This window comes from Caballeronia sp. 11_S32 (genome assembly GCF_056930355.1).
Genome location: NZ_JBXOWH010000005.1, coordinates 336182 through 356717 on the forward strand (window position 1 = coordinate 336182; position 20536 = coordinate 356717).

A 20536-nucleotide genomic window follows, 5' to 3' on the forward strand; every position below is an offset into this window, starting at 1 on the left:
CCTAGGTCGTGACGACGTGTGGAAGCTTGCGCGGGACGAGAGCCGGAAGGCCGTTCAGGCTTCGGGCGTCGCGTGCAGGTAATCGAACGCGGTGAGGGCGTAGATCTCGCCGAGCGCGCGCAATTCGTCGATATGGACGTGCTCGTCGAACGAGCCCATGTTGTGCGCGGTGAGTCCGCAGACGACGGTGGGCACGCCGTGCATGCGGTAATGGCGCGCATCCGATGCGCCGACGCGCATGTTGACGGCCGGCGCGATGCCGAGGCGCGCCGCGCAGTTCTCGCGGATGCGCTGGACGATTTCGTGACCGGGCGCGGTCCAGTTCGGCTCGTAGCGGCGCGTGATGTGCGCGCTCACGCCTTCATGACGCGCGACGATCTCGTCGATGCGCGCTTCGATCTGCGCGACGCTCACGCCGACCGGCAGGCGGATATCGGCGGTCGCCGACGCGTGATCCGCGATGAGATTCGAGAGGCGGCCGCCCTGGACCGTGCCGAAGGTGACCGTCACCTGGCGCAGCACGTCGCTTTCGCCCGCGCCGGACAGCGCTTCGGACGCGGCGCTCGAACGCTCGATCGCGGCGAGCACGTCGGCGGGGGCATCCACGGGATGTTCGCGCAGGGATTTGAGCTCGGAGATGGCGTCGAGCAGCCGCTCGATCGCGCTGATGCCCTTGTGGACGTGCGCGGCATGCGCCGATTTGCCCACGGCTTCGAGACGCAGCCAGATCATGCCTTTTTCGCCGAAGCGCAGGACGGCGGGCGAGCCGGTGTCGGCGCTGATCATCGCGTCGCCGGACGCTTCGGGCACGTGCTTGAGCAGGTAGCCCGCGCCTTCGGTGCCCATGCTTTCCTCGTCGCCGACGAAGGTCGCGACGACTTCGCCAGGTAACTGGTCGCGCATGGCGGCGAGATGGCGCAGCGCGAACACAATCGCCGCGAGGCCGCCTTTCATGTCGGAAACGCCGAGGCCGTAGAGCTTGCCGTCGCGCGCTTCGCCGTTCGGGTCGGCGCTCCAGCGGCTTTCGTCGACGAGCGGGAAGGTATCGAGATGGCCGTTGAACACGAGCCGCCGGCCGGGCCGTGCGCCGCGCACGCGCGCGACGAGGTTCATCACATGGGGCAGCGTGCCGTGGCGCGTGATCTCGACGCCGCTGCCTTCGAGCATCGACTCGATGCGCTGCGCGACGGCGTGCGTGTCGCCGGGCGGATACGGGCTCGGCACCGCGACGAGCGCGCGCGCCAGATCGACGACTTCATGGCTGCTCTTGGCGACGGCGTGCGCGAGCGCGCGCCGCTGGCCGGAAACTTCGGTGCTGTTCTGGACGAGAACGTCGGCTTGCATGGATGACCTCCGGGAATCGTGCATTTCCGGCGCGCGTGTTACGCGCCGGGCATGAATCCATCGTCGGTGGCCGAATTTTCAGCGTCCAATCAAACAAAAACGCGAGGGTATAAGCGGAACTTAATTGCCTCAGGCGAGCGCCACGACCGCGATCTCCACCAGCAATTCCGGCGCGGCGAGCTGCGCCTGCACCGTCGCGCGCGTGGGCGCGCAGCCTTGCGGCACCCACGCGTCCCATACTTCGTTCATCCCCGCGAAGTCGCGGGCGATATCCGCAAGCCACACTTGCGCCGACACGAGGCGCGTCCTGTCGATGCCGGCCTTCTCCAGAAAGCCGTCGATCTTCTCCAGTACTTTCGCGGTCTGAAGCTTCACATCGGGCGTGTGATCGGCCGACGTCTGTCCGCCGATGAACACGAGCCCCGCCGCCTTGACGACGCGGCTCATGCGCTGATTGGTGTCGATGCGAACGATATCGCTCATGAAAATCTCTCCGTTGAAAGTTGAAGGCGAACGAAGCCGGCGCGCGTGCTGCATGCGCCCGCGCGCGGCCAGAAAAAAACGTGATTCAGTGAGCGATCAGTTGCGACGCGCCCGCGTGAGTCGAAACCGCATCGCGCCCGAATCGGTCGATGGCGAACGCATCGAGCGAAATCGACGGCGCGCCGTCGAGCATCAGTTCGGATACGAGCTTGCCGCAGCCCGGCCCGAGCTGAAAACCGCTGCCGCAATAGCCGAACGAGTAGTACAGATTCGACGCCTTGCGGCTCGCGGATATCACCGGCAGCTCATCTTCCGTGAACGCTTCGACGCCCGCCCACGCGCGATTCACGCCGAGATGGCGCAAATGCGGAAAGAGATCGGTGACGGTGCGCGCGCTCTTCACGAGACGGATGAAATCCACTTCGCCATGACGATTCGCGAGATCAGCAATGCCGATCAGCTTGCCGCCGATCACCACGGTGCCGTTGTCGAACTGCTTGAACGAAAGCGGCCGGCCGGTCGCGCCGAGCGTCGCGCGGCAGAAGGGCGCGACGCGATGGGTGACCATCAGCATCAGGCCTTCGGGATGAACCGGCACGGGCTCGCCCACCTGCTTCGCAAGCCCGCCGGACCACGCGCCCGCCGTCACGAGCAGTTTCTCCGCGCTGAACGTGCCGCGCGGCGTGTAGGCGAACCAGCGCGTGCCGCGCTGCTCGATGCGGCGCACCGGCGTGCCTTCCAGAAAGCGCGCGCCGAGCTTTTGCGCGGCGAGCCTGAACGCGGTCGTGGTTTTGAACGGCAGCGCATAGCCGTCGCGCTCGACCCAGATCCCGCCCGTCACGTGACGCGCGAGCGCCGGTTCCAGTTCGAGCACCGTATTGCGGTCGATCACCTTCTCGTGCGTGAAGCCGTGCGATTCGAGCAGCGCGACGCGCTCGCGGCAGGCTTCGAGCTCGTCTTCGGTTTCGGCGATCTTCAACTGGCCCGAAGGCACGAAGCCGCCGTCCTCGCCGATGAGATCGGTCATGCCGTGCCAGATTTCGCGCGACATCAGCGCGAGCGGAATCTCGGGCACAGGACGCCCGAGCGTGCGCACGCCGCCCGCATTCACGCCCGACGAATGGCGCGCGACGTAATCCGCTTCGAGCACGATCACCTTCGCGCCGCGCCGCGCCGTGTGGAACGCGCTGCTCGTGCCGTGCAATCCGCCGCCGACGACGAGAACGTCCGTTTCCTGAATGTCGCTTGCGTCATTCACCGGCGAGTTCTCCGAGCGTGAGCGGCTTGATCGGCGGACGAATGCGGTAGTAGCCGACTTCGGCGGGCGAAACCTGCCGCGCATCGGCGATGACTTCCGTCACGGTGAGCCCGCACATGCGTCCCTGACACGGCCCCATGCCGCAGCGCCCGAACGATTTCGCCTGATTCGGCCCGACGCAGCCCAGTTCGACGAACGTGCGCAACTCGCCCGCCGTGACTTCCTCGCAGCGGCACACGATGGTGCCGTCGCGCGGAATGCGGTTGACGTCGCGGGGGCGATACAGGCTGTCGAGAAACGGCCGGATGCGCATGACATCCGCGAGCGCGCGGCGCAGCGGAGCGGCTTCGGCATCGCGTGTGGCGGTGTCGATCGCGCCGAGCTGCGCGGCCGCGGCCAGCCCCGCGAGCGTGCCCTGCAAGGCCGCCGCCTGCGCGCCGCCGATGCCCGCGCCATCGCCCGCGACGAAAATGCCGGGCACGTCGAGTTCGCCCCAAGCGTCGGTTTTCGGCGTGAAGCAGAGTTGCGCATCGTCCCAGCGATGCGACGCGCGCAGCGCATGCGTGAACTGCGTATTCGGCACGACGCCCTGATGCAGCAGGATCACGTCCGCTTCGATGCGATGCGCGACGCCCTGCGTCGTGAACCGGAGCGCCGCCGCACGTTCGACATGATCCGTGCCGATGCGCGACTCCACGCGCAGATCGTCGGCGGCTTCGAAAATCGGCACGCCTGCTTCGCGCAAGGTGCGGATCAGTTGCAGGCCCTTCGAGAGAAACGGCCACGCGCGCAGCGCCGACACCAGATGACGCTTCGCGCGCCAGCGGTCTTCATGACGCGTCGTGTCGACGAGCGCGCGGATCGGCACGCCCGCGCGCACGTACTGCCAGCCGAGCAGATAGAGCAGCGGCCCGCAGCCCGCGAGAACCGGCGGCGCGGCGGGCACTTCGCCCGCGCTCTTCAGGAGGATCTGCGCGGCGCCCGCCGTCAGCACGCCGGGCAGCGTCCAGCCGGGAATCGGGAAAGGGCGCTCCAGCGCGCCGCTCGCGAGAATCACGCGCTGCGCATCGAATGCGCCGATCTTGCCGTCCTTCAGATAGTTGATGCCGCGCTCGCGCGTGACCTGCCATACGCTCGCATTCGTCACGTGACGCGCGCCCGACGCGGCGAACGCCGATGCGATCGCGGAGCCCGCCGCGTAGTCCGGGCCGAGAATCTCCTTGCGGCGCGCGTCCGCCTTGCCGATCGCGCGATAAATCTGTCCGCCGACGGCGTCCTGCTCGTCGATCAGCACGGTCTTGAGGCCTGCGCGTGCGGCGCGCGTCGCCGCGCTCATGCCGGCGGGGCCGGCGCCGACCACGACTACGTCGACGGATTCGGGTGCGAAATCAGCGGCCATGCGCGTTCTCCAAAGGAGCATCGATGGAATTCGTCGGCGGCAGATCGCGCGCGCCTTCCTGCGAGCGCACGCGCATGCCGGCTTTCACTTCGACCATGCAGCTCTGGCGGCTCGGCACGCCGTCGATCTCGACGAGGCATTCGAAGCACGCGCCCATCATGCAATAGGGCGCGCGCGGGGCGCCGGAGACGGGCGTCGCACGAAAGCGCGAAACGCCCGCCGCGAGCAGCGCCGCGGCCACCGAACGTCCGGCGGGCACGGTGAGCGCCTGGTCGTTGAACCAGATTTCGATGTTGCCGCCATCGGCGTCGGGCAACGGCTTGAAAAGCGTGTGATTCGATTGGACTGTCATGTCGAACTCAATGTGCGGGTGTCAGTTCTCGTGCGTTCTCGAAGCGGCGCGCGGAGAAGTTGGGCAACTCGCCCGGCATCGGCGCGCCCAGGATCCACGGCGCGACGCGCAGCGCGTGCGCGGCGGCGAGCGTCACGCCGCTGTGGCAGGTGACGACGAACGCGCCCGGATGCGCCTCGGACTGGTCGTAGATCGGAAAGCCGTCGGGGCTGTAGACGCGCAGCGCGGCCCACATGCGCACGAGCCGCACGTGTTGCAGCATGGGAAAGGCGCGCACGCCGCGACGGGCGATGTCGGCGAGCACGTGCATCGTCGTGAAATCGTTGAAGCCGACTTCTTCCATGGAATCGCCGAACTGCACGGTGCCTTCGTCGGTCTGGCGCACGTTGAGCGTCGGATAGTGGAGAAACGGCGCGACGCGCTCGCTCACCAGCACTTGCCCGCGATTCGGCGCGACCGGCGCATTCAGTCCGACGAACGGCGCGAGCGCGCGATTGCCGAGCCCCGCGGCGAGCACGACACGCCCCGCGCGATACGTCCCGTGCTTGCCATGAACCGTGAAGCCGTTCGCTTCCGGCACGATGCGCTCCGCGCGCTCGGCGGACACGAGCCGCACGCCGCGCGCCTGCATCGCCATGTGCAGGCCGCGCAGGAGCTTGAGCGGATTGACGTGGCCGTCCATCGGCGTATAGCTCGCGCCGATCACCGCCGGCCCGACTTGCGGAATGCGTTCGCGGACTTCGGCGGCGTCGAGCATCTGGAACGGGTAGTCGCCAAGCTCGGCTTGCAGCGTCGAGAGGCGCTTCTTGCGCTCGGCGAGCTCGTCGTCGCTGAAGCAGAACTGGAAGCCGCCCGGCTGACGCAAGGCCACGTCGATGCCGGTTTCGCCCAGCAGGGCATCGGCGAAACCGGGCCAGCGCGTCGCGGAACTGCGCGACCAGGTCGCGTAAGGCGACAGTCCGTAGCCTTTGCCCTGTATCCACACGAGGCCGAAGTTGCCGCGCGAGGCGCGAAAGCCGCCGTCGTCCTCGTCGAGCACGGTCACGCGCGCGCCTTCGCGGGCGAGCCCGTAGGCCACGGCCGAACCGACGAGGCCGCCGCCCAGAACGAGCACATCGGGACTGGCGGAGCTTGGAAATGTCATCGGGCTTCTCCGATCAGAATGCGGTCCAGTCCGACCATGCGGTCGAGCAGGATCATCAGCAGAACCGTGCCGACGATCAGCACCGCCGATACCGAAGCGACCAGCGGATCGATCGTCTGCGCGATCTGGTTGTACATGGCGACGGGCAGCGTGGTGGTGCCGGGCGTCGCGACGAAGATGGTCATCGTCAGTTCGTCGAAGCTCTGGATGAACGAGAGCACCCAGCCGCCCGCGACGCCCGTGCGGATCATCGGCAGCACGACGCGGCGAAACGCGGTGAAGCGGCTCGCGCCACAGGACAGCGCGGCGCGCTCGGCGTCGCGATCGAGCCCGACCGCCGAAGACAACGCGAGCCGCAGCGCATACGGCAGCACGATGATCACGTGCGCGGCGACCAGCGACCAGAACGATCCCGACAGATGCAGCAGCGACAGGAAGCGCAGGAACGCGATGCCGAGCACGACGGCCGGAATCATCATCGGCGAGAGGAAGAAGCTCGTGAGCGCGGCGCGGCCCGGAAAGCGATAGCGCGCGATGGCGAGCGCGGCGGGCACCGCGAGCAGCACGCCGATGGTCGCCGCCGCGAACGCGAGCCGGATCGACAGCCAGAACGCCGAGACGATGTCGCCGTTCTCGATGATCGCGTGGAACCAGCGCAGCGACGCGCCATCGAAGGGCATCGAGATGAAGCCCTTGTCGGTGAACGCGACGAGGATCACGACCGCGAGCGGCGCGACGATAAAGGTCAGAAACAGCGCGTTATACGTGAGCGCGAGCCAGCCGTTCTCTTTCATGATGTGGGTCCTTGGCTCAGTCGAAGATATGCCGGAAGCGGCGTTCGGCGAGGCGGCTGCAACCCATCACGATCGCGACGTTCGCGATCAGCAGCAGCACCGCGATGCTCGCGCCGAGCGGCCAGTTGAGCGTGCCGAGGAATTCGTCGTAGGCAGCGGTGGCGACTACTTTCAGGCGGCGTCCGCCGATCAGCGCGGGCGTCGCGAAAGCGGAAGCGGAGAGCGCGAACACGATGATCGATCCCGACAGCACGCCCGGCATGATCTGCGGCAGCACCACGCGGCGGAACACGGCGAACGGCGAACCGCCGAGCGAGCGTCCGGCCCATTCCACTTGCGGGTCGAGCTTCTGCATCGTCGCCCAGACGGACATCACCATGAAGGGCACGAGAACGTGCGTCAGCGCGATGATCACGCCTGTCATCGTGAAGACGAGGCGGATCGGCTCGTCGGTGATGTGCAGCGCCTGCAGCGCGTTGTTGAGCACGCCGTTGTTGCCGAGCAGGATCTGCCAGCCGAGCGTGCGCACGACCACCGAGATCAGCAGCGGGCCGAGCACGATGAGAAGACACAGCGATTGCCACGGCCGCTTCATGCGCGCGAGCACGATGGTCTCCGGCACGCCGAGCACGATCGAGAGCAGCGTGACGGCGAAGGCGAGGCCTGCGGTGCGCAGGAAGATCGTGCCGTAGTACGGGTCGCTCACCACTTCCCAGTAATTCGCGAGCGTCAAGGCGGGCGTGACGCCGGCCGTGTCGCTGAACACGCGGAACGACAGCAGCAGCGTGAGCAGCAGCGGCACCAGCAAGAGGCCGATGAACAGCAGCAGCGCCGGCCCCGACAGCAGCCACGGCGCGGCGCCGGGACGGGCGTCGTCAAGCGTGGCCATTGAGGTTCTCCCGGAGGTCTTGCGTCAGCACGCGCAGGTCGTCGTCGGTCCAGTCCAGGCCGACTTCGTTGCCTTCCTCGGGCGGCGGCGCGCCGTGATTCGGCTGTGCGACGCGCAGCTTGCCGAGTCCCGTTTCCACTTCGAGCAGCCATTGATTGCCGACGAACACGCGCGTCGCGATGCGGCCGCGCACGCGCGCATCGCCATTGGCGAGATGCACCTTCTCCGGGCGGATATAGACGTTCACTGCGCCATCGACATGACGGCCTTCGTGCGGCACATGCATCTGCGTGCCCGCGACATCGACGATCGCGCAGCGCGGATTGCGCTGCAGCACTTCGCCTGAAAACGCGTTGGTGCGGCCGAGGAACGTCGAGGCGAACGGCGTCGCGGGGCGCTCGTAGGCGTCGTAGGGCGTGGAGAGCTGCGCGATCGCACCGCGATGCATCACCGCGATGCGATCGCTCATCGTCATTGCTTCGACCTGATCGTGCGTGACGAGGATCGTCGTGATGCCGAGGCGCTTCTGGATCGCGCGCAATTCGATGTGCATCTCCTCGCGCAGCTTGGCGTCGAGGTTGGACATCGGCTCGTCGAGCAGGAGCAGCTCGGGCTGCATCGCGATGGCGCGCGCGATCGCGACGCGCTGCCGCTGCCCGCCCGACAGCTCCTTCGGATAGCGGTGCCCGAGGCCCTTGAGACGCACGAGCGCGAGCGCCTCTTCGACGCGCTCTTCGCGTTCCTTGCGCTTCACCTTGCGCATCTCCAGCCCGAAGCCGACGTTGCCCGCCACCGTCATGTGCGGAAAGAGCGCATAGCTCTGAAACACCACGCCGATGCCACGCTTTTCCGGGCGCTCGTGCGTGATGTCGCGGCCATCGAGCAGGATGCGGCCGGTCGTCGGCGCAACGAAGCCCGCGACCATTTGCAGCGTCGTGGTCTTGCCGCAGCCGGACGGACCGAGCAGCGCCAGCAGCTCGCCGCGCTCGACCGAAAGATCGAGCTGCTCGATCGCCGTGAAATCGCCGTAGCGTTTGGAAATGCCTTGCAGTGTCAGAAAGGCCATGCGCCTTGCTCCTTCGTCACGTCAACGGATCGCGGGGTGCGCTTCAGCGCTCGACCGAACGGTTCCAGCGCTCGGTCCACTCGGTGCGATGCTGGTTGATCGTCGCCCAGTCCATCGCGGTGAGCTTCGAGATCTGCTCGGGGCCGTAGGGCACGCGCGCGGCGACTTCGGGCGTCAGCTTGACCGTCTTGTTGACCGGGCCGAGTCCGATGTTCTGCGCCTGAAGCGTCTGCACTTCCGGCGTCAGCAGGTATTGCACGAACTGCTGCGACAAAGCGGGCTGCGCGTTCTCCGCGATGGCGCACGCCGCCACCTGCAGCGCGACCGCGCCTTCCTTCGGATAGACGAACTTGAGCGGAAAGCCGGTGTTCTGCAATGCCACCGCGCGGCCGCTGCCGTAGGGCGCGAGGATCACGTCGCCGGACTGCATCTGGCCGTCCATCTCGCCGGGCGTCGGCGCCCAGGAGAGCACGTTCGGCGCCACCTGCTTCGTCATTTCCGTGAAGCCCGGATCGATGTTCTTCTCGCCGCCGCCGGACAGACGCGCGAGCATCACGAGCGTGTGCAGGCCGTAGGTGTTGGTGATCGGCGGCACGCCGAGCTTGCCCTTGATGCGCTTGTCGGTGAGCACCTTCCACGAGTCGGGCGGCGGCAGGCCGGCCTTCTTGAACGCTTCCTCGTTGTAGCCGATGCCCGTCGCCACCATGCCGACGCCCACCGACGTCGGCCCGAGCTTCGCGAGCGGGTAGACGTCCTTCATGATCGGCGCGTCGTCGAGCTTCGCGCACAGGTTCATCTGCATCGCCTGGTACATGGGGCCGTCGTCCATCACGGCGACGTTGATCTGCTGATGCCCCTTCTGCGCCTGGAGCTTGGCGAGCGTGTCGCTCGAATTGCCCGCGACGTAGACGATCTTGACGTTGTGCGCCTTCTCGAACGGCGGAATGATCTTCTGCCGATAGAGCTGCTCGTTCGAGCCGCCGACGTTGGCGACATAGAGCGTGGTTTCGGCGTGGGCGGCGAGTGCGCCGGTGATGATGAAGCCCGCGGCAGCGGTGCGGGACAGGGCAAACAGACGGCGATGCAGCGCGCTTCTCATGACGACGATCTCCAGTTCCGTTACGTGGGGCGCGGGCTTCCGGGCCCGTCGATGGAAGGCAGTGTCGCGCTGTCGATTCATATCGTCCAATACGAATAAAATACCTATCTATGCATGGATGATATGGATCGGGCGCAACGAGAATAGGGAAACTACGGGGGAAACAGGCAATGAACCTGAAGCACATCGAGGCGTTTCGCGCGGTGATGGTGTCCGGGTCGATGACCGCGGCGGCCAAGGCGCTCTTTACGTCGCAGCCCAACGTGAGCCGACTGATTTCGCAACTGGAGCGCGAAACGGGGCTACAGCTTTTTCAGCGCAGCGGCGTGCGCCTGATTCCGACGAGCGAAGGCACCGCGTTCTTTCGCGAGGTCGAGCGCGCATTCGTCGGCTTGCAGGGCCTCGCGAACGCGGCTGCGCAGATCCGCAATCTCGGCAGCGGTCGTCTGCGCATCGCGGCGATGCCCTCGGCGGGCATGACGCTCGTGCCGCACGCGATCAAGCGCTTCGTCGAGTTGTTTCCGGAAGTCACCGTGTCGCTGCACGTGAACACGTCGAGCACGGTGAATCACTGGACTGCATCGCAGTTCTGCGATTTGGGCGTCGCCGTGTATGTGAGCGAGGCGTCGGAGTGCGAAGTGGAGCAGCTATCGAGCGTCGCCGCGGTATGCGTGCTGCCGGCGGGACATCGGCTCGCGGCGAAGCGCGTCATCCGGCCGGAGGATCTGGAGGGCGAATCGTTCATCTCGCTCTGCCACGGCGACGGCACGCGTGCGGTGATGGACGAAGTGTTCCAGCGTGCGGGCGTGAAACGCGTGCTCGCCATCGAAGCGCAATACACCGCGATGTGCTGCGAGATGGTGCGGCACGGCATGGGCGTGACGCTCGCGCATCCGATAGTCGCGCGGGATTTTCGCGGGCCGGGCATCGAGATTCGGCCGTTCGTGCCCGCGCCGCGCTTTCCGATGTATCTGCTGTTTCCGCCGCACCGGCCGCGCGAGCGTCTCGCCAAGGCGTTCGTCGACGTGCTGCGCGATCTGCACGACGAGTTGCTGGCCGATGCCGTGCCGCCCGTGCGCGGACGCGCGCGTGCGTGATATCGTCGGCGCACTGTTCACTGTCTCGAAGGAGCGTGCGATGGCCGAGCTCGTCAACTGCCTGTGGTTCGATGGAAACGCGCGTGAAGCGGCGGAGTTCTACGCCGCCACGTTTCCCGATAGTCGCGTCGGCGCGGGCCATGTATCCGCGAAGCCTGGCGTGGGGCACGGGCCGGAGCTGACAGTTGAATTCACCGTGCTCGGGCAGCGCTTTCTCGGGCTGAACGGCGGCCCCAACTTCAAGCCGAACGAAGCGGTGAGCTTCATGGTCCACACCGGCAGCGCGGAAGAGACCGACCGTTACTGGAACGCGATCCTCGACAATGGCGGCGAGGAAGGGCCGTGCGGCTGGTGCAAGGACCGCTGGGGCTTCTCGTGGCAGATCACGCCCAAGCGCCTGCTCGATATTCTCAATGGTTCCGACCGCGATGCCGCAAGACGCGCGATGGACGCGATGATGACGATGAAGAAGATCGACATCGCCGCGATCGAGCGGGCGGCTGCGGGCGCGTGACGCTCACCGGTCGAACTCCTTCGTCTGCTCGGCCTCTTCGAACATCTTGCCGAAGCCCGTCGGCACGAGCACGACGGAGCGGTCGGCGGGATCGTACTTATCCGCCAGCGCGAACGCTTCGGAAATGATCGACTGCACGTCCTGACGCAGCATTGTCACGTCGAAGGGCAAGTGCGCCGCGAACGGGTCCCAGTCGAAGCAGCCGACGACCGCCGATTTCCACGCATCCGCTGGCAAGGTCGATGTGAACTGCACGAGACCTTCGAACGCGGTGATCGAGTTCATCAGCAATCCGCACGGAAGCCGCCCGAGCTTGTCATGGCGGATCGCGAGCGCGCGTCTCGCGGACGCGGCGTTGTAGCCGCAGCATTCGACGGCATCGGGCGCGGGCGCGATACGCCGTGCCTCGAACGCATCGCGAAAGCCCGCGATGCGCATTTCGGTCGCGTATTCGCCCGCCACGCCGCCGAGCAGGATGAGTTCGTCCGGCGATTCGCCGCGCGCGATCAGCTTGTCGATCAGTACATCGGTGATCGCGCGCGCGCCGCCGCGATTGTCGGATACGACCGACGGCGCGCCATCGCCGGGAAGATCGACGTTGATCGAAGGCACGCCCGCCGCCGCGCACAGCGCATTGAGCGGCGCCGGATTGCGCACGCCCGCGATGAACAGCAGCTCGACCCGTTGCGAAAGCAGCGTCTCGACGACGCTCACTTCGACAGCCGGATCGCGCTGCGTGCCGACGACGATCGGACACAGTCCGCGGCTGCGCGCCTGATCCTCGAAAGTCTGCGCAAGCCCGGCGAAGAAGCGGTTGCGGTAATGCGGCAGCACCATGCCCGCGAGGCCCGATCTCGACAGCCGCAGCCCGCGCGCCTTCATGTTGACGTTGTAGCCGAGCTTGCGGGCGCTCTCGAGTATGCGCGTGGCCGTCTCCTCCTTGATGCGATAACGCGCCCAGGTGCCGTTCAGCACCATGCTGACTGTGGACGTCGACGAGCCCGTCGCCTTCGCGATGTCGTAGATCGTCGACTTCCTTGCGGGGGTATTGCTGGCCATCGGACTTGCTCCACACTGCATGCGTTTTCCCAGACGGTAGCCGGTCCGAAATCAGGAACCGAACTAGGGTTTGTCCGGGTCGACCCTGTTGCTGAATAGATTCAGCATACCTCAACCCGGCTTGCTGAATGGATTCAGCACAATTCAGGCAAACCACCGGCGCATCTGGAATTCCGATCACTCAACAGGGCGTCTGCTCGAAGTGCGCGGATGTCCTCCGGAGGAGACATGTCCAAGAATCTGATTCGCTCGTTGTGTGCAGGCGTGGCCGCATTCGCGTTGGCGATCGGCATGGCGGCGGCGTCGCCCGACAAGCCGGTCATCGGCGTCGTCGTGAAGATCGGCGGCATTCCCTGGTTCAACGCGATGGACGCCGGCATCAAGAAGCGCGCCGGGGAACTCGGCGTGAAGGCGTTCATGGTCGGCCCGACGAGCGCCGATCCCGCGCTGCAGGTCCGCGCGATCGAGGATCTCATCGCGCAAAAGGTCGATGTGATCGGCGTCGTGCCCAACGATGCCGAAGTGCTCGAACCCGTGCTGCAACGCGCCCGCGCGGCGGGCATCAAGGTCATCACGCACGAGTCGCCGAAGCAGAAGAACGCGGACTGGGATTTCGAGCTGGCGTCGGTGAAGGGTTTCGGCGAGGCGTATGCCAAGCGGCTCGGCGAAGCGCTCGGCGGCAAGGGCGAATATGCGGTGTTCGTCGGCTCGCTCACGGTGCCGCTGCATAACGCATGGGCCGATGCGGCCATCGCGTACATCAAGGCGAACTATCCGGGCATGACGCTCGTCGGCGACCGTTACGGCGTGGCCGAAGACGTCGATGCTTCGCGCAAGACCGCGCTCGATCTGATGCGCGCGCATCCGAACCTGAGGGCGATTCTCGCGTTCGGCAGCCAAGGGCCTATCGGCGCGGCGCGCGCGGTTCAGGAGAAGCAGATGAAGGGCAAGGTGATCGTGCTCGGACCGTTCTCGCCGGGACAAGGGCGGCGCCTCGTTCACGACGGCGTGCTGACCGGCGGCTACATGTGGAATCCGGCGCAGGCGGGCGAAGTCTTCGTGACGCTCGGCACGATGGTCGCGAAAGGCCAGCCGATCAAGGACGGCACGAACATTCCGGGCCTCGGCGTCGTGCATCCGGATGGCCACAACCTGATCGTCGATCAACTGGTCGATCTCAACGAGAAGACCGTCGACGAGCTCGCGAAGTCGGGTCTCTGAGCGCAATCCTTTTCTGCGCGCGGGTGTGTGCGGCGAACGCGGCATGCACCCGGCAGGGAGCGTTTCATGATGCACGCAGCGTCCACCGGCTCGCAGGCGGTTGCCGCGCAAGCTGGCCGCACGCCTTTGCTTCAGCTCGACAACATCTCGAAGGTCTTCGGCGGCGTGAAGGCGCTGAAGGCCGTGAAGTTCGACGTGATGCCCGGCGAAGTGCTTTGCCTCGCGGGCGAGAACGGCTGCGGCAAGAGCACCATCATCAAGATCATCAACGGCGTGTATCAGCCTGAGCCAGGCGCGGTGATGCTGATGGACGGCGAGTCAATCGAAGGACTCGATCCGGCGAAAGCGCGCGAGCTCGGCATTCAGGTGATCTGGCAGGATCTCGCACTGTTTCCCGAGATGACCGTCGCGGAGAACATCGCGTTCGAGCAGAACCTCGGCGGCCGTCCGCGCTTCGTCAACTACGGGAAGATGAAAGACGCGGCGCGGCGGATTCTCGCGCGGCTCGGCGTCACCATCGATCTGAATCGTTCGGTGCGTTCGCTGTCGATTGCGCAGCGGCAGATCGTGGCGATTGCGCGGGCGCTCGTGCGCGACGCGCGCCTCGTGTTCATGGACGAGCCGACCGCCTCGCTCAGCCACGCCGAGACCGAGGCGCTGCTTGCGATCGTGCGCCGCCTGTCGGCGGACGGCATCGCCGTGGTGTTCGTGAGTCATCGGCTCGCGGAAGTGCTCGAAGTCTGCACGCGCGTGACCGTGCTGCGCGATGGTCAATACGTCGGCACGTTCCCGACCGAAGGCATGACGCAAACACGTCTCACGGAACTGATGACGGGCCGCACCTTCGATTACGAAGTGCGCAGGACGGATCTCTCATCGGCGCCTGTGGTGCTGGAAGTGCAGGGCTTGTCGCGCGGCCGCGAATACGCGGATATCTCGCTCGAGATCAGGAAGGGCGAGATTCTCGGCGTCACCGGCCGCCTCGGCGCGGGGCGCACGGAGCTCGCATTGTCGCTGTTCGGCATGACGCGGCCGCGCGCGGGATCGATCCGCGTCGAAGGCCGGGAGATCGCGCTGCGCTCGAACCGCGATGCGATCCGCAAGGGCATCGCGTATGTGTCCGAGGACCGGCTATCGCTCGGCCTCGTGCAGCCGCAATCGATCGGCGACAACACGGTCGCGGCGGTGCTCGACAATCTGCTCGACGCCACGCGGCTCATTTCCTCGCACAAGCGCGACGCGCTGATTGGCGACTGGATCGCGCAACTCGCCGTGAAGATCGGCAAGCCGGACGATGCCGTATCGACGTTATCCGGCGGCAATCAGCAACGCATCGTGCTCGCCAAGTGGCTCGCGACGAACCCGAAGCTGCTGATTCTGGATTCGCCGACCGTCGGCGTCGATGTGGGCGCGCGCGCCGGCATCTTCGCGATCATCCACAAGCTCGCGGCGCTCGGCATGGCGATCCTGCTGATCTCCGACGAAATCCCCGAGGTCTATTTCAACTCGGACCGCATCCTGCACATGCGCAATGGGCGCATCGTCGGGGAGTACGTGCCGGGCGCGACGACCATGGAACACATCGAGCGAGACGTCCATGCCTGATCTACGAAGATTCGGGATCGGTTCGATCGAGGCGCTGCTGATACTCGTCATCGTCATGATGATGATCGGTCTGAGCCTCGCGACATCGACCTTTCTCACGCTGTCGAACCTGTTCGATCTCGTCAATCAAAGCTCCGTCAACATCATTTTCGCGGTGGGATTGCTGGTCGTGCTGATCGCGGGCGGCATCGATATTTCTTTCGCCGTGGGCGCATCGGTCGTGCAGTATCTGACCGCGCTGACCGTCATGCGGCTCGGCGGCGGCAACTGGGCGCTCGGTTTTATCGTCGCGGCGTTTTTCGGGTTTCTGCTCGGCGCGGTGAATGCGACCATCATCTATCGCTTTCGCATCGTGTCGATCGTCGTGACCATTGCCACGTTCAACGTGTTCTTCGGCGGGCTGATGTTTCTGACGGGCGGCGTGTCGATCTACGATCTGCCCGACTGGTGGGTCGATCGCGTGTCGATCGTGCATTTCGACACCTCGAGCGGCGCGGCGAATCTCGCGCTGCCCGTCGCCGTGATGGTCGTGATGGTTTTCGCGACGTGGTTCCTGCTTCGCCGCACGACGACCGGCCGCCAGCTCTACGCGATGGGCGACAACCCCGAGGCCGCGCGGCGCGTGGGCGTGAACATCGGCGCGATGCATTACATCGCGTTCGGCTGGCTCGGCATGATGGCGGGCATCGCAGGACTCATGCAGGCGCATTACGTGCAGGAAGTGGTGCCCAACGCGCTTTATGGCCGCGAACTCGATGTGCTGGCCGCCGTCGTTCTGGGCGGCGCGCGGCTCGGCGGCGGGCGCGGCACGATCCTCGGCGCGATTCTCGGCATCCTGCTCACCGCGATCACCGCGAACGGCCTGAACCTGCTCGGCATTTCGCCTTACGCGTTCAAGATGATCATCGGCGCGATCATTCTCGTCGCAATCACTTTGTCGAGCGGCGGCTTCGCGAAGCTCGTCGGATCGCGTTTCGCCGCGTCGCAGAATGCAAAGGCATCGTCATGAAAGATCGTTCGTCTGCGTCGCTCGTTCCCGCCGATGTGGCCGGCTTGCTCGGCTTTCTCGTCATCGTGATCGTCGCGATGAGTTTCGCGTCCGATCGCTTCTTCACGGCGAGCACGTTCGTATCGGTCGCGTTCCAGTTGCCCGAGCTCGGCTTCTTCACGCTCGCCATGCTGATGCCGCTCATCTCCGGCGGCTTCAATCTCGCGGTGACGTTCACGGCCAATATCTCGGGCCTCGCGATGGCCTATGTGCTGCACACGCACGGCGGCGCGGATGCGGGCGCGCTCGCGGTTCTGCTCGGCATTCTCGCCGCGCTGGCGACCGGCGCCGCGTCGGGCTGGGTGATGGGCGCGGTCATCGCACGAACAGGCGCGAGCCCGATCCTCGTCTCGCTCTCGATGATGATCTTCCTGCGCGGCCTCGGCGAATTCCTCACGCGCGGCGGCGATATCTCCGGCTTTCCGCCGTTCGTGCGCGAGATGGGCAACGGCGTGTTCATCGGCGTGCCGATTCCGCTGTGGATCTTCATCGGCTGCGCGGTGCTGTGGCATGTCGTGATGACGCGCTCGCGGCTCGGCTTCGCCACGCGCATGATCGGCTCCAATCTCGAAGCGACGCGCTATTCCGGCATTGCGACGACGCGCGCCGTCACGCGCATCTACATGCTCTCCGGGCTGATGTGCGGCGTCGCGGGCGTCGTGATGGCGGCGCAGTTCAATTCGGTGCGCGTGGGTCATGGCGAGGCGTTCCTGCTGATCTCGGTGCTCGCGTGCTTTCTCGGCCGCGTCGATCCGTTCGGCGGCTTCGGGCGCGTGGTGCCGGTCGTCATCGCGCTGGTGATTCTGCAGGTCATCGCGTCGGGGCTGAATCTGCTCGGCGCGAATCAACATCTGGCTACCGCGCTGTGGGGCGTGTTCCTGCTGGTTGTGATGCTCATCCGTTGGGCGTGGGCCAACGGCATTTCGAAGACACTGGTCCGCAGGCGCGTGACCGCATCGGAGGGAGTCGCACGATGAACAAGCTTGGCGTACATGCACTGGTATGGGCGGGCGATCTGACGCCGGACTCGACGCGCAAGGTGATCAGCCAGACCAAAGCCGCCGGTTTCGATCTCGTCGAGCTTTCCCTGCACGGCCCGAAGGTCATGGACCTCGCGCTGACGCGCGATCTGTTGCAGGAACACGGACTGGAGATCGGCTGCTCGCGCGGACTGACATTCGATGCGGACGTCTCCAGCGAAGATGCCGCGACAGTCGCGCGCGGCGTCGCGTTGCTGGAAGAAGGCATCACGATTACTGCCGAACTGGGCGGCGGCTATTTCGGCGGCATTCTGTACGGCGCGATGGCGAAGTATTCAGCGCCGGTCACGAAGCAGGGGCGTCGCAATTCGGTGGATTCGCTCAAGCGCATCGCCGAATTCGCGCAGAAGAAGAACGTGACGCTCGGGCTGGAAGTGGTGAATCGCTACGAAAGTAATCTGCTGAACACGGCGTCACAGGCGCTCGCGTTGATCGACGAAGTGAACGCGCCGAATGTTGTCGTGCATCTCGACACGTATCACATGAACATCGAGGAATCGGACTTCATGCAGCCGGTGCTGGAATGCGGCAAGCGGCTCGGCTACGTGCATATCGGCGAAAGCAATCGCGGCTATCTCGGCTCGGGCACCATCGACTTTTCGCAGTTCTTTCATGCGCTCGCGATGGTCGGCTATGAAGGCGTCGTCACGTTCGAGAGCTTTTCATCGACAGTCGTGAACGAGCAGTTGTCGAACACGCTCGCGATCTGGCGCAACCTGTGGGACGACGGCATGGATCTCGCGAAGCATGCGCGCGAGTTCATCGCGGGCGGCATCAATGCGGCGGCGAAGGCGAGGTCGCATCATTGATGGCGAAGCGGCCATCCCTGCGGCTCGACGCGCGCAGGGATAGCCGAAGCATCAAAGCGAACGCTCGATAGCCTTCCCGAGCAAATCCAGACCGAGATCGATCTCTTCCTCGCTCACCGTCAACGGCGGCGCGATGCGAAACACGCCGCCCATGCCCGGCAACTGCACGATGTTCATGCTCAGGCCTAGGTTCATGCACTCGCGCGTGATCTTCGCGCCGAGGCCATCGGCGGGTTCCTTCGTGCGGCGGTCCTTGACGATCTCCACGCCGAGCAGCAAGCCGCGTCCGCGCACATCGCCGATGCAGTCGAAGCGCTCCATCAGATCGAGCAGGCCGCTCCTGAGCCGCGCGCTCATCACGTTCGCGCGCGCGACGAGCCCTTCGCGTTCGACCACATCCAGCACGCGCAGGCCGACCGCGGCGGGCAGCGGATCGGACACGTGCGTCGTATAGAACAGATAGCCGAGCTCGTGCGCGCGTTCCTCGATCGCCGCTGACGTGACGACGGCCGCGAGCGGCAAGCCTGCGCCGAGTGTCTTCGACAGCGTCAGGATGTCGGGCGTGACGCCGTCGCGCTGGCACGCGAACATCGTGCCCGTGCGGCCGATGCCCGTCTGCGCCTCGTCGAGGATCAGCAGCATGCCGCGCTCTTCGCACTTGCGCTTCAGCGCCGCCATGTAGCCTTCCGGCAATTCGATGATCCCGCCCGAGCTCAGGATCGGCTCCGCGATGAACGCCGCGAGATTGCCGCTCGACTGACGGTCGATGAGATCGAACGCGTAATCGAGTTCCGCGAGCCAGTCGTACTGGCCGTTGCGCTCGAAGCGCGCGCGGTACGCGAACGGCGCGGGAATCGCGAACGAGCCGACCGCCGCCGGACCGACGCCCTTGCGCCCGGCGCTGTATGTCGCGGACGCGGCATGGCCCGTCATGCCGTGCCACGACTGCGCGAAACCGACGACTTCGTATTTCCCCGTGACGAGCTTCGCCATGCGGATCGCGGCCTCGTTCGATTCCGCGCCAGTGCTGAGCAGGAGCGCGCGGTCGAGGCCGGCGGGCGTGATATCGGCGAGACGGGTTGCGAGATCGACCACGGGACGCGACAGCATCCCGCTGAAGAGATGATCCAGCTTGCCCGCGTATTCGCTGATCACGGAAACGATCTCGGGGTGGCTATGACCGAGCACCGCGCTCATCTGACCCGAGGTGAAATCGAGGATCGCGCGGCCGTCTGCGTCGTAGACGAAGCTGCCTTGGGCGCGCTCGATGATCATCGGCTCGAACGTGCCGCCGTAGCGGATGAGATGCTGCCTGGCGTTGTGCCAAAAGCTTGCGTCGTTGTTCAGGGACACCGTGCTTCTCCTGGCGGAAGGTGAGAGGAACTTGCAGTGTAGTCGGCGCTCTGGTTTTATAGAATCGAATAGTTCTAATGCGAGATAGAAGAGGTTCTAATACCTTGAGCCTGTCACTTGAGATCGAATTGCTGCGCTCGTTCGCTGTCATCGCGGAAGTGCGGGCGTTGAGCCGTGCCGCCGAACGGATCGGACGGACGCAATCCGCGCTGAGTCAGCAGATGAAGCGGCTGGAAGAGATCGTCGATCAGCCGCTCTTTCAGCGCACCGGGCGTGGCGTCGTGCTGACGAATCCGGGCGAGCGCCTGCTCGTTCACGCGCAACGCATCCTGCGCCTGCATGACGAGGCGATGGCCGATCTGTGCGGAAAAGGGCTCTCGGGCAGCATCCGCTTCGGCTGTCCGGACGACTACGCGGCGGTCTTTTTGCCGACCTTGCTGCGGCAGTTTTCGAGTCAGCATCCGCATGCGCTCGTGGAAGTCGTGTGCGGACCGACGCCCCGGCTCGCCGAGCAGCTGAAGAAGCGCGCGCTCGATCTCGCGATGCTCTCGCTGCCCGAAGACAGCCCCGGCGGCGATGTCATCCGGCGCGAGCAGCTTGTCTGGATCGGCTGCCCGGGGATGGAGTCCGCGCACTACGACCCCTTGCCGCTCGCGCTGTCCGACCCGGACACGCTCGATCACATCGCGGCGTGCGAGGCGTTGCAGCGCGCGGGCAAGGCGTATCGGATCGCGTACGCGAGCAGCAGTCTCGCGGGGCTCATTGCGCTGGTGCGCTCGGGGCAGGCGTTCGCCGTGATCACGCAGACGGCCGTGCCCGCCGATCTCTGCGTGCTGAACGCGGATACCGGACTGCCCGCGCTGCCGGGCGTCGGCATATCGCTGAAGTTCGCGCGGGAGCGGCCGTCGCTGTTGACGGCGGCGTTCGCGGAGCACATCCGGCTGACGCTGCCGTTGCTGTAG

20 protein-coding genes are annotated in these 20536 nt (G+C 65.8%); 8 read left to right on the forward strand and 12 right to left on the reverse strand.

The annotated features are described in order from the left end of the window. Positions 1–54: 54 nt before the first annotated feature. From AC1Z32_RS36150 to AC1Z32_RS36195, 10 genes are all read right to left on the reverse strand, one after another. On the reverse strand, positions 55–1344 hold the full coding sequence (locus AC1Z32_RS36150; RefSeq protein ID WP_483483664.1) for a M20/M25/M40 family metallo-hydrolase: 1290 nt from the start codon (positions 1342–1344) through the stop codon (positions 55–57). A gap of 129 nt (positions 1345–1473) precedes the next feature. Next, a complete protein-coding gene (locus AC1Z32_RS36155) occupies positions 1474–1827 on the reverse strand; it encodes a RidA family protein (protein ID WP_483483665.1) in 354 nt (117 codons plus the stop codon). Positions 1828–1912: 85 nt separating this feature from the next. Then, on the reverse strand, positions 1913–3085 hold the full coding sequence (locus AC1Z32_RS36160) for an NAD(P)/FAD-dependent oxidoreductase (protein WP_483483666.1): 1173 nt from the start codon (positions 3083–3085) through the stop codon (positions 1913–1915). Further along, positions 3078–4484 (reverse strand): FAD-dependent oxidoreductase, encoded by a 1407-nt coding sequence (locus tag AC1Z32_RS36165; protein ID WP_483483667.1) that lies wholly within the window; start codon positions 4482–4484, stop codon positions 3078–3080. The genes AC1Z32_RS36160 and AC1Z32_RS36165 overlap by 8 nt, the downstream gene beginning before the upstream one ends. Next, a complete protein-coding gene (locus AC1Z32_RS36170) occupies positions 4474–4836 on the reverse strand; it encodes a (2Fe-2S)-binding protein (RefSeq protein WP_483483668.1) in 363 nt (120 codons plus the stop codon). The genes AC1Z32_RS36165 and AC1Z32_RS36170 overlap by 11 nt, the downstream gene beginning before the upstream one ends. A gap of 7 nt (positions 4837–4843) precedes the next feature. Beyond that, positions 4844–5980 carry an NAD(P)/FAD-dependent oxidoreductase gene (locus tag AC1Z32_RS36175; RefSeq protein ID WP_483483669.1) on the reverse strand — a complete coding sequence of 379 codons (1137 nt, stop codon included), beginning with the start codon at positions 5978–5980 and terminating at the stop codon, positions 4844–4846. Next, positions 5977–6774 (reverse strand): ABC transporter permease, encoded by a 798-nt coding sequence (locus AC1Z32_RS36180; RefSeq protein ID WP_483483670.1) that lies wholly within the window; start codon positions 6772–6774, stop codon positions 5977–5979. The genes AC1Z32_RS36175 and AC1Z32_RS36180 overlap by 4 nt, the downstream gene beginning before the upstream one ends. Positions 6775–6790: 16 nt before the next feature. Further along, positions 6791–7663 (reverse strand): ABC transporter permease, encoded by an 873-nt coding sequence (locus AC1Z32_RS36185; RefSeq protein ID WP_483483671.1) that lies wholly within the window; start codon positions 7661–7663, stop codon positions 6791–6793. Continuing rightward, positions 7650–8729, reverse strand: coding sequence for an ABC transporter ATP-binding protein (locus AC1Z32_RS36190; protein ID WP_483483672.1), 1080 nt, complete (start codon positions 8727–8729; stop codon positions 7650–7652). Before AC1Z32_RS36190 ends, AC1Z32_RS36185 begins: the two co-directional genes overlap by 14 nt. A 43-nt stretch (positions 8730–8772) precedes the next feature. Continuing rightward, positions 8773–9828, reverse strand: a complete 1056-nt coding sequence (locus AC1Z32_RS36195; protein WP_483483673.1) for an ABC transporter substrate-binding protein — start codon at positions 9826–9828, stop codon at positions 8773–8775. A gap of 170 nt (positions 9829–9998) precedes the next feature. Here AC1Z32_RS36195 and AC1Z32_RS36200 point away from each other — a divergent pair, with 170 nt between their 5' ends. Both AC1Z32_RS36200 and AC1Z32_RS36205 read left to right on the forward strand, forming a co-directional pair. Next, on the forward strand, positions 9999–10925 hold the full coding sequence (locus AC1Z32_RS36200; RefSeq protein ID WP_483483674.1) for a LysR substrate-binding domain-containing protein: 927 nt from the start codon (positions 9999–10001) through the stop codon (positions 10923–10925). 40 nt (positions 10926–10965) lie between these two features. Beyond that, positions 10966–11439, forward strand: a complete 474-nt coding sequence (locus AC1Z32_RS36205) for a VOC family protein (RefSeq protein ID WP_483484138.1) — start codon at positions 10966–10968, stop codon at positions 11437–11439. A 3-nt stretch (positions 11440–11442) separates the two neighbouring features. Here AC1Z32_RS36205 and AC1Z32_RS36210 read toward each other — a convergent pair whose 3' ends face one another. After that, positions 11443–12498: a LacI family DNA-binding transcriptional regulator gene (locus AC1Z32_RS36210; protein ID WP_483483675.1), complete on the reverse strand. Its 1056-nt coding sequence runs from the start codon at positions 12496–12498 to the stop codon at positions 11443–11445. 228 nt (positions 12499–12726) lie between these two features. Here AC1Z32_RS36210 and AC1Z32_RS36215 point away from each other — a divergent pair, with 228 nt between their 5' ends. The 5 genes from AC1Z32_RS36215 to AC1Z32_RS36235 all read left to right on the forward strand — a co-directional run bounded on the left by AC1Z32_RS36215 (position 12727) and on the right by AC1Z32_RS36235 (position 18221). After that, on the forward strand, positions 12727–13719 hold the full coding sequence (locus tag AC1Z32_RS36215; RefSeq protein WP_483483676.1) for a substrate-binding domain-containing protein: 993 nt from the start codon (positions 12727–12729) through the stop codon (positions 13717–13719). A gap of 66 nt (positions 13720–13785) precedes the next feature. After that, on the forward strand, positions 13786–15324 hold the full coding sequence (locus tag AC1Z32_RS36220; protein ID WP_483483677.1) for a sugar ABC transporter ATP-binding protein: 1539 nt from the start codon (positions 13786–13788) through the stop codon (positions 15322–15324). Beyond that, the gene (locus AC1Z32_RS36225) at positions 15317–16333 is read left to right on the forward strand and encodes an ABC transporter permease (protein ID WP_483483678.1); all 1017 of its coding nucleotides are present in this window, start codon (positions 15317–15319) and stop codon (positions 16331–16333) included. Before AC1Z32_RS36220 ends, AC1Z32_RS36225 begins: the two co-directional genes overlap by 8 nt. Beyond that, the gene (locus AC1Z32_RS36230; RefSeq protein ID WP_483483679.1) at positions 16330–17349 is read left to right on the forward strand and encodes an ABC transporter permease; all 1020 of its coding nucleotides are present in this window, start codon (positions 16330–16332) and stop codon (positions 17347–17349) included. Before AC1Z32_RS36225 ends, AC1Z32_RS36230 begins: the two co-directional genes overlap by 4 nt. Further along, a complete protein-coding gene (locus tag AC1Z32_RS36235; protein ID WP_483483680.1) occupies positions 17346–18221 on the forward strand; it encodes a sugar phosphate isomerase/epimerase family protein in 876 nt (291 codons plus the stop codon). The genes AC1Z32_RS36230 and AC1Z32_RS36235 overlap by 4 nt, the downstream gene beginning before the upstream one ends. A gap of 51 nt (positions 18222–18272) precedes the next feature. Here the strand turns inward: AC1Z32_RS36235 and AC1Z32_RS36240 are convergent, their stop codons facing one another. Next, positions 18273–19574 (reverse strand): aspartate aminotransferase family protein, encoded by a 1302-nt coding sequence (locus AC1Z32_RS36240; protein WP_483483681.1) that lies wholly within the window; start codon positions 19572–19574, stop codon positions 18273–18275. Between the two features lie 77 nt (positions 19575–19651). Here AC1Z32_RS36240 and AC1Z32_RS36245 point away from each other — a divergent pair, with 77 nt between their 5' ends. Then, positions 19652–20536 carry a LysR family transcriptional regulator gene (locus tag AC1Z32_RS36245; protein WP_483483682.1) on the forward strand — a complete coding sequence of 295 codons (885 nt, stop codon included), beginning with the start codon at positions 19652–19654 and terminating at the stop codon, positions 20534–20536.

Excerpts from the sequence above, each read along its gene's own strand:
- AC1Z32_RS36200 (WP_483483674.1), top strand. The coding sequence starts at position 9,999 with ATGAACCTGAAGCACATCGAGGCGTTTCGCGCGGTGATGGTGTCCGGG.
- AC1Z32_RS36225 (WP_483483678.1), top strand. The coding sequence starts at position 15,317 with ATGCCTGATCTACGAAGATTCGGGATCGGTTCGATCGAGGCGCTGCTG.
- AC1Z32_RS36155 (WP_483483665.1), bottom strand. The coding sequence starts at position 1,827 with ATGAGCGATATCGTTCGCATCGACACCAATCAGCGCATGAGCCGCGTC.
- AC1Z32_RS36185 (WP_483483671.1), bottom strand. The coding sequence starts at position 7,663 with ATGGCCACGCTTGACGACGCCCGTCCCGGCGCCGCGCCGTGGCTGCTG.
- AC1Z32_RS36150 (WP_483483664.1), bottom strand. The coding sequence starts at position 1,344 with ATGCAAGCCGACGTTCTCGTCCAGAACAGCACCGAAGTTTCCGGCCAG.
- AC1Z32_RS36215 (WP_483483676.1), top strand. The coding sequence starts at position 12,727 with ATGTCCAAGAATCTGATTCGCTCGTTGTGTGCAGGCGTGGCCGCATTC.
- AC1Z32_RS36245 (WP_483483682.1), top strand. The coding sequence starts at position 19,652 with ATGCGAGATAGAAGAGGTTCTAATACCTTGAGCCTGTCACTTGAGATC.
- AC1Z32_RS36190 (WP_483483672.1), bottom strand. The coding sequence starts at position 8,729 with ATGGCCTTTCTGACACTGCAAGGCATTTCCAAACGCTACGGCGATTTC.
- AC1Z32_RS36170 (WP_483483668.1), bottom strand. The coding sequence starts at position 4,836 with ATGACAGTCCAATCGAATCACACGCTTTTCAAGCCGTTGCCCGACGCC.
- AC1Z32_RS36205 (WP_483484138.1), top strand. The coding sequence starts at position 10,966 with ATGGCCGAGCTCGTCAACTGCCTGTGGTTCGATGGAAACGCGCGTGAA.
- AC1Z32_RS36180 (WP_483483670.1), bottom strand. The coding sequence starts at position 6,774 with ATGAAAGAGAACGGCTGGCTCGCGCTCACGTATAACGCGCTGTTTCTG.
- AC1Z32_RS36230 (WP_483483679.1), top strand. The coding sequence starts at position 16,330 with ATGAAAGATCGTTCGTCTGCGTCGCTCGTTCCCGCCGATGTGGCCGGC.
- AC1Z32_RS36165 (WP_483483667.1), bottom strand. The coding sequence starts at position 4,484 with ATGGCCGCTGATTTCGCACCCGAATCCGTCGACGTAGTCGTGGTCGGC.
- AC1Z32_RS36210 (WP_483483675.1), bottom strand. The coding sequence starts at position 12,498 with ATGGCCAGCAATACCCCCGCAAGGAAGTCGACGATCTACGACATCGCG.
- AC1Z32_RS36235 (WP_483483680.1), top strand. The coding sequence starts at position 17,346 with ATGAACAAGCTTGGCGTACATGCACTGGTATGGGCGGGCGATCTGACG.
- AC1Z32_RS36175 (WP_483483669.1), bottom strand. The coding sequence starts at position 5,980 with ATGACATTTCCAAGCTCCGCCAGTCCCGATGTGCTCGTTCTGGGCGGC.
- AC1Z32_RS36195 (WP_483483673.1), bottom strand. The coding sequence starts at position 9,828 with ATGAGAAGCGCGCTGCATCGCCGTCTGTTTGCCCTGTCCCGCACCGCT.
- AC1Z32_RS36220 (WP_483483677.1), top strand. The coding sequence starts at position 13,786 with ATGATGCACGCAGCGTCCACCGGCTCGCAGGCGGTTGCCGCGCAAGCT.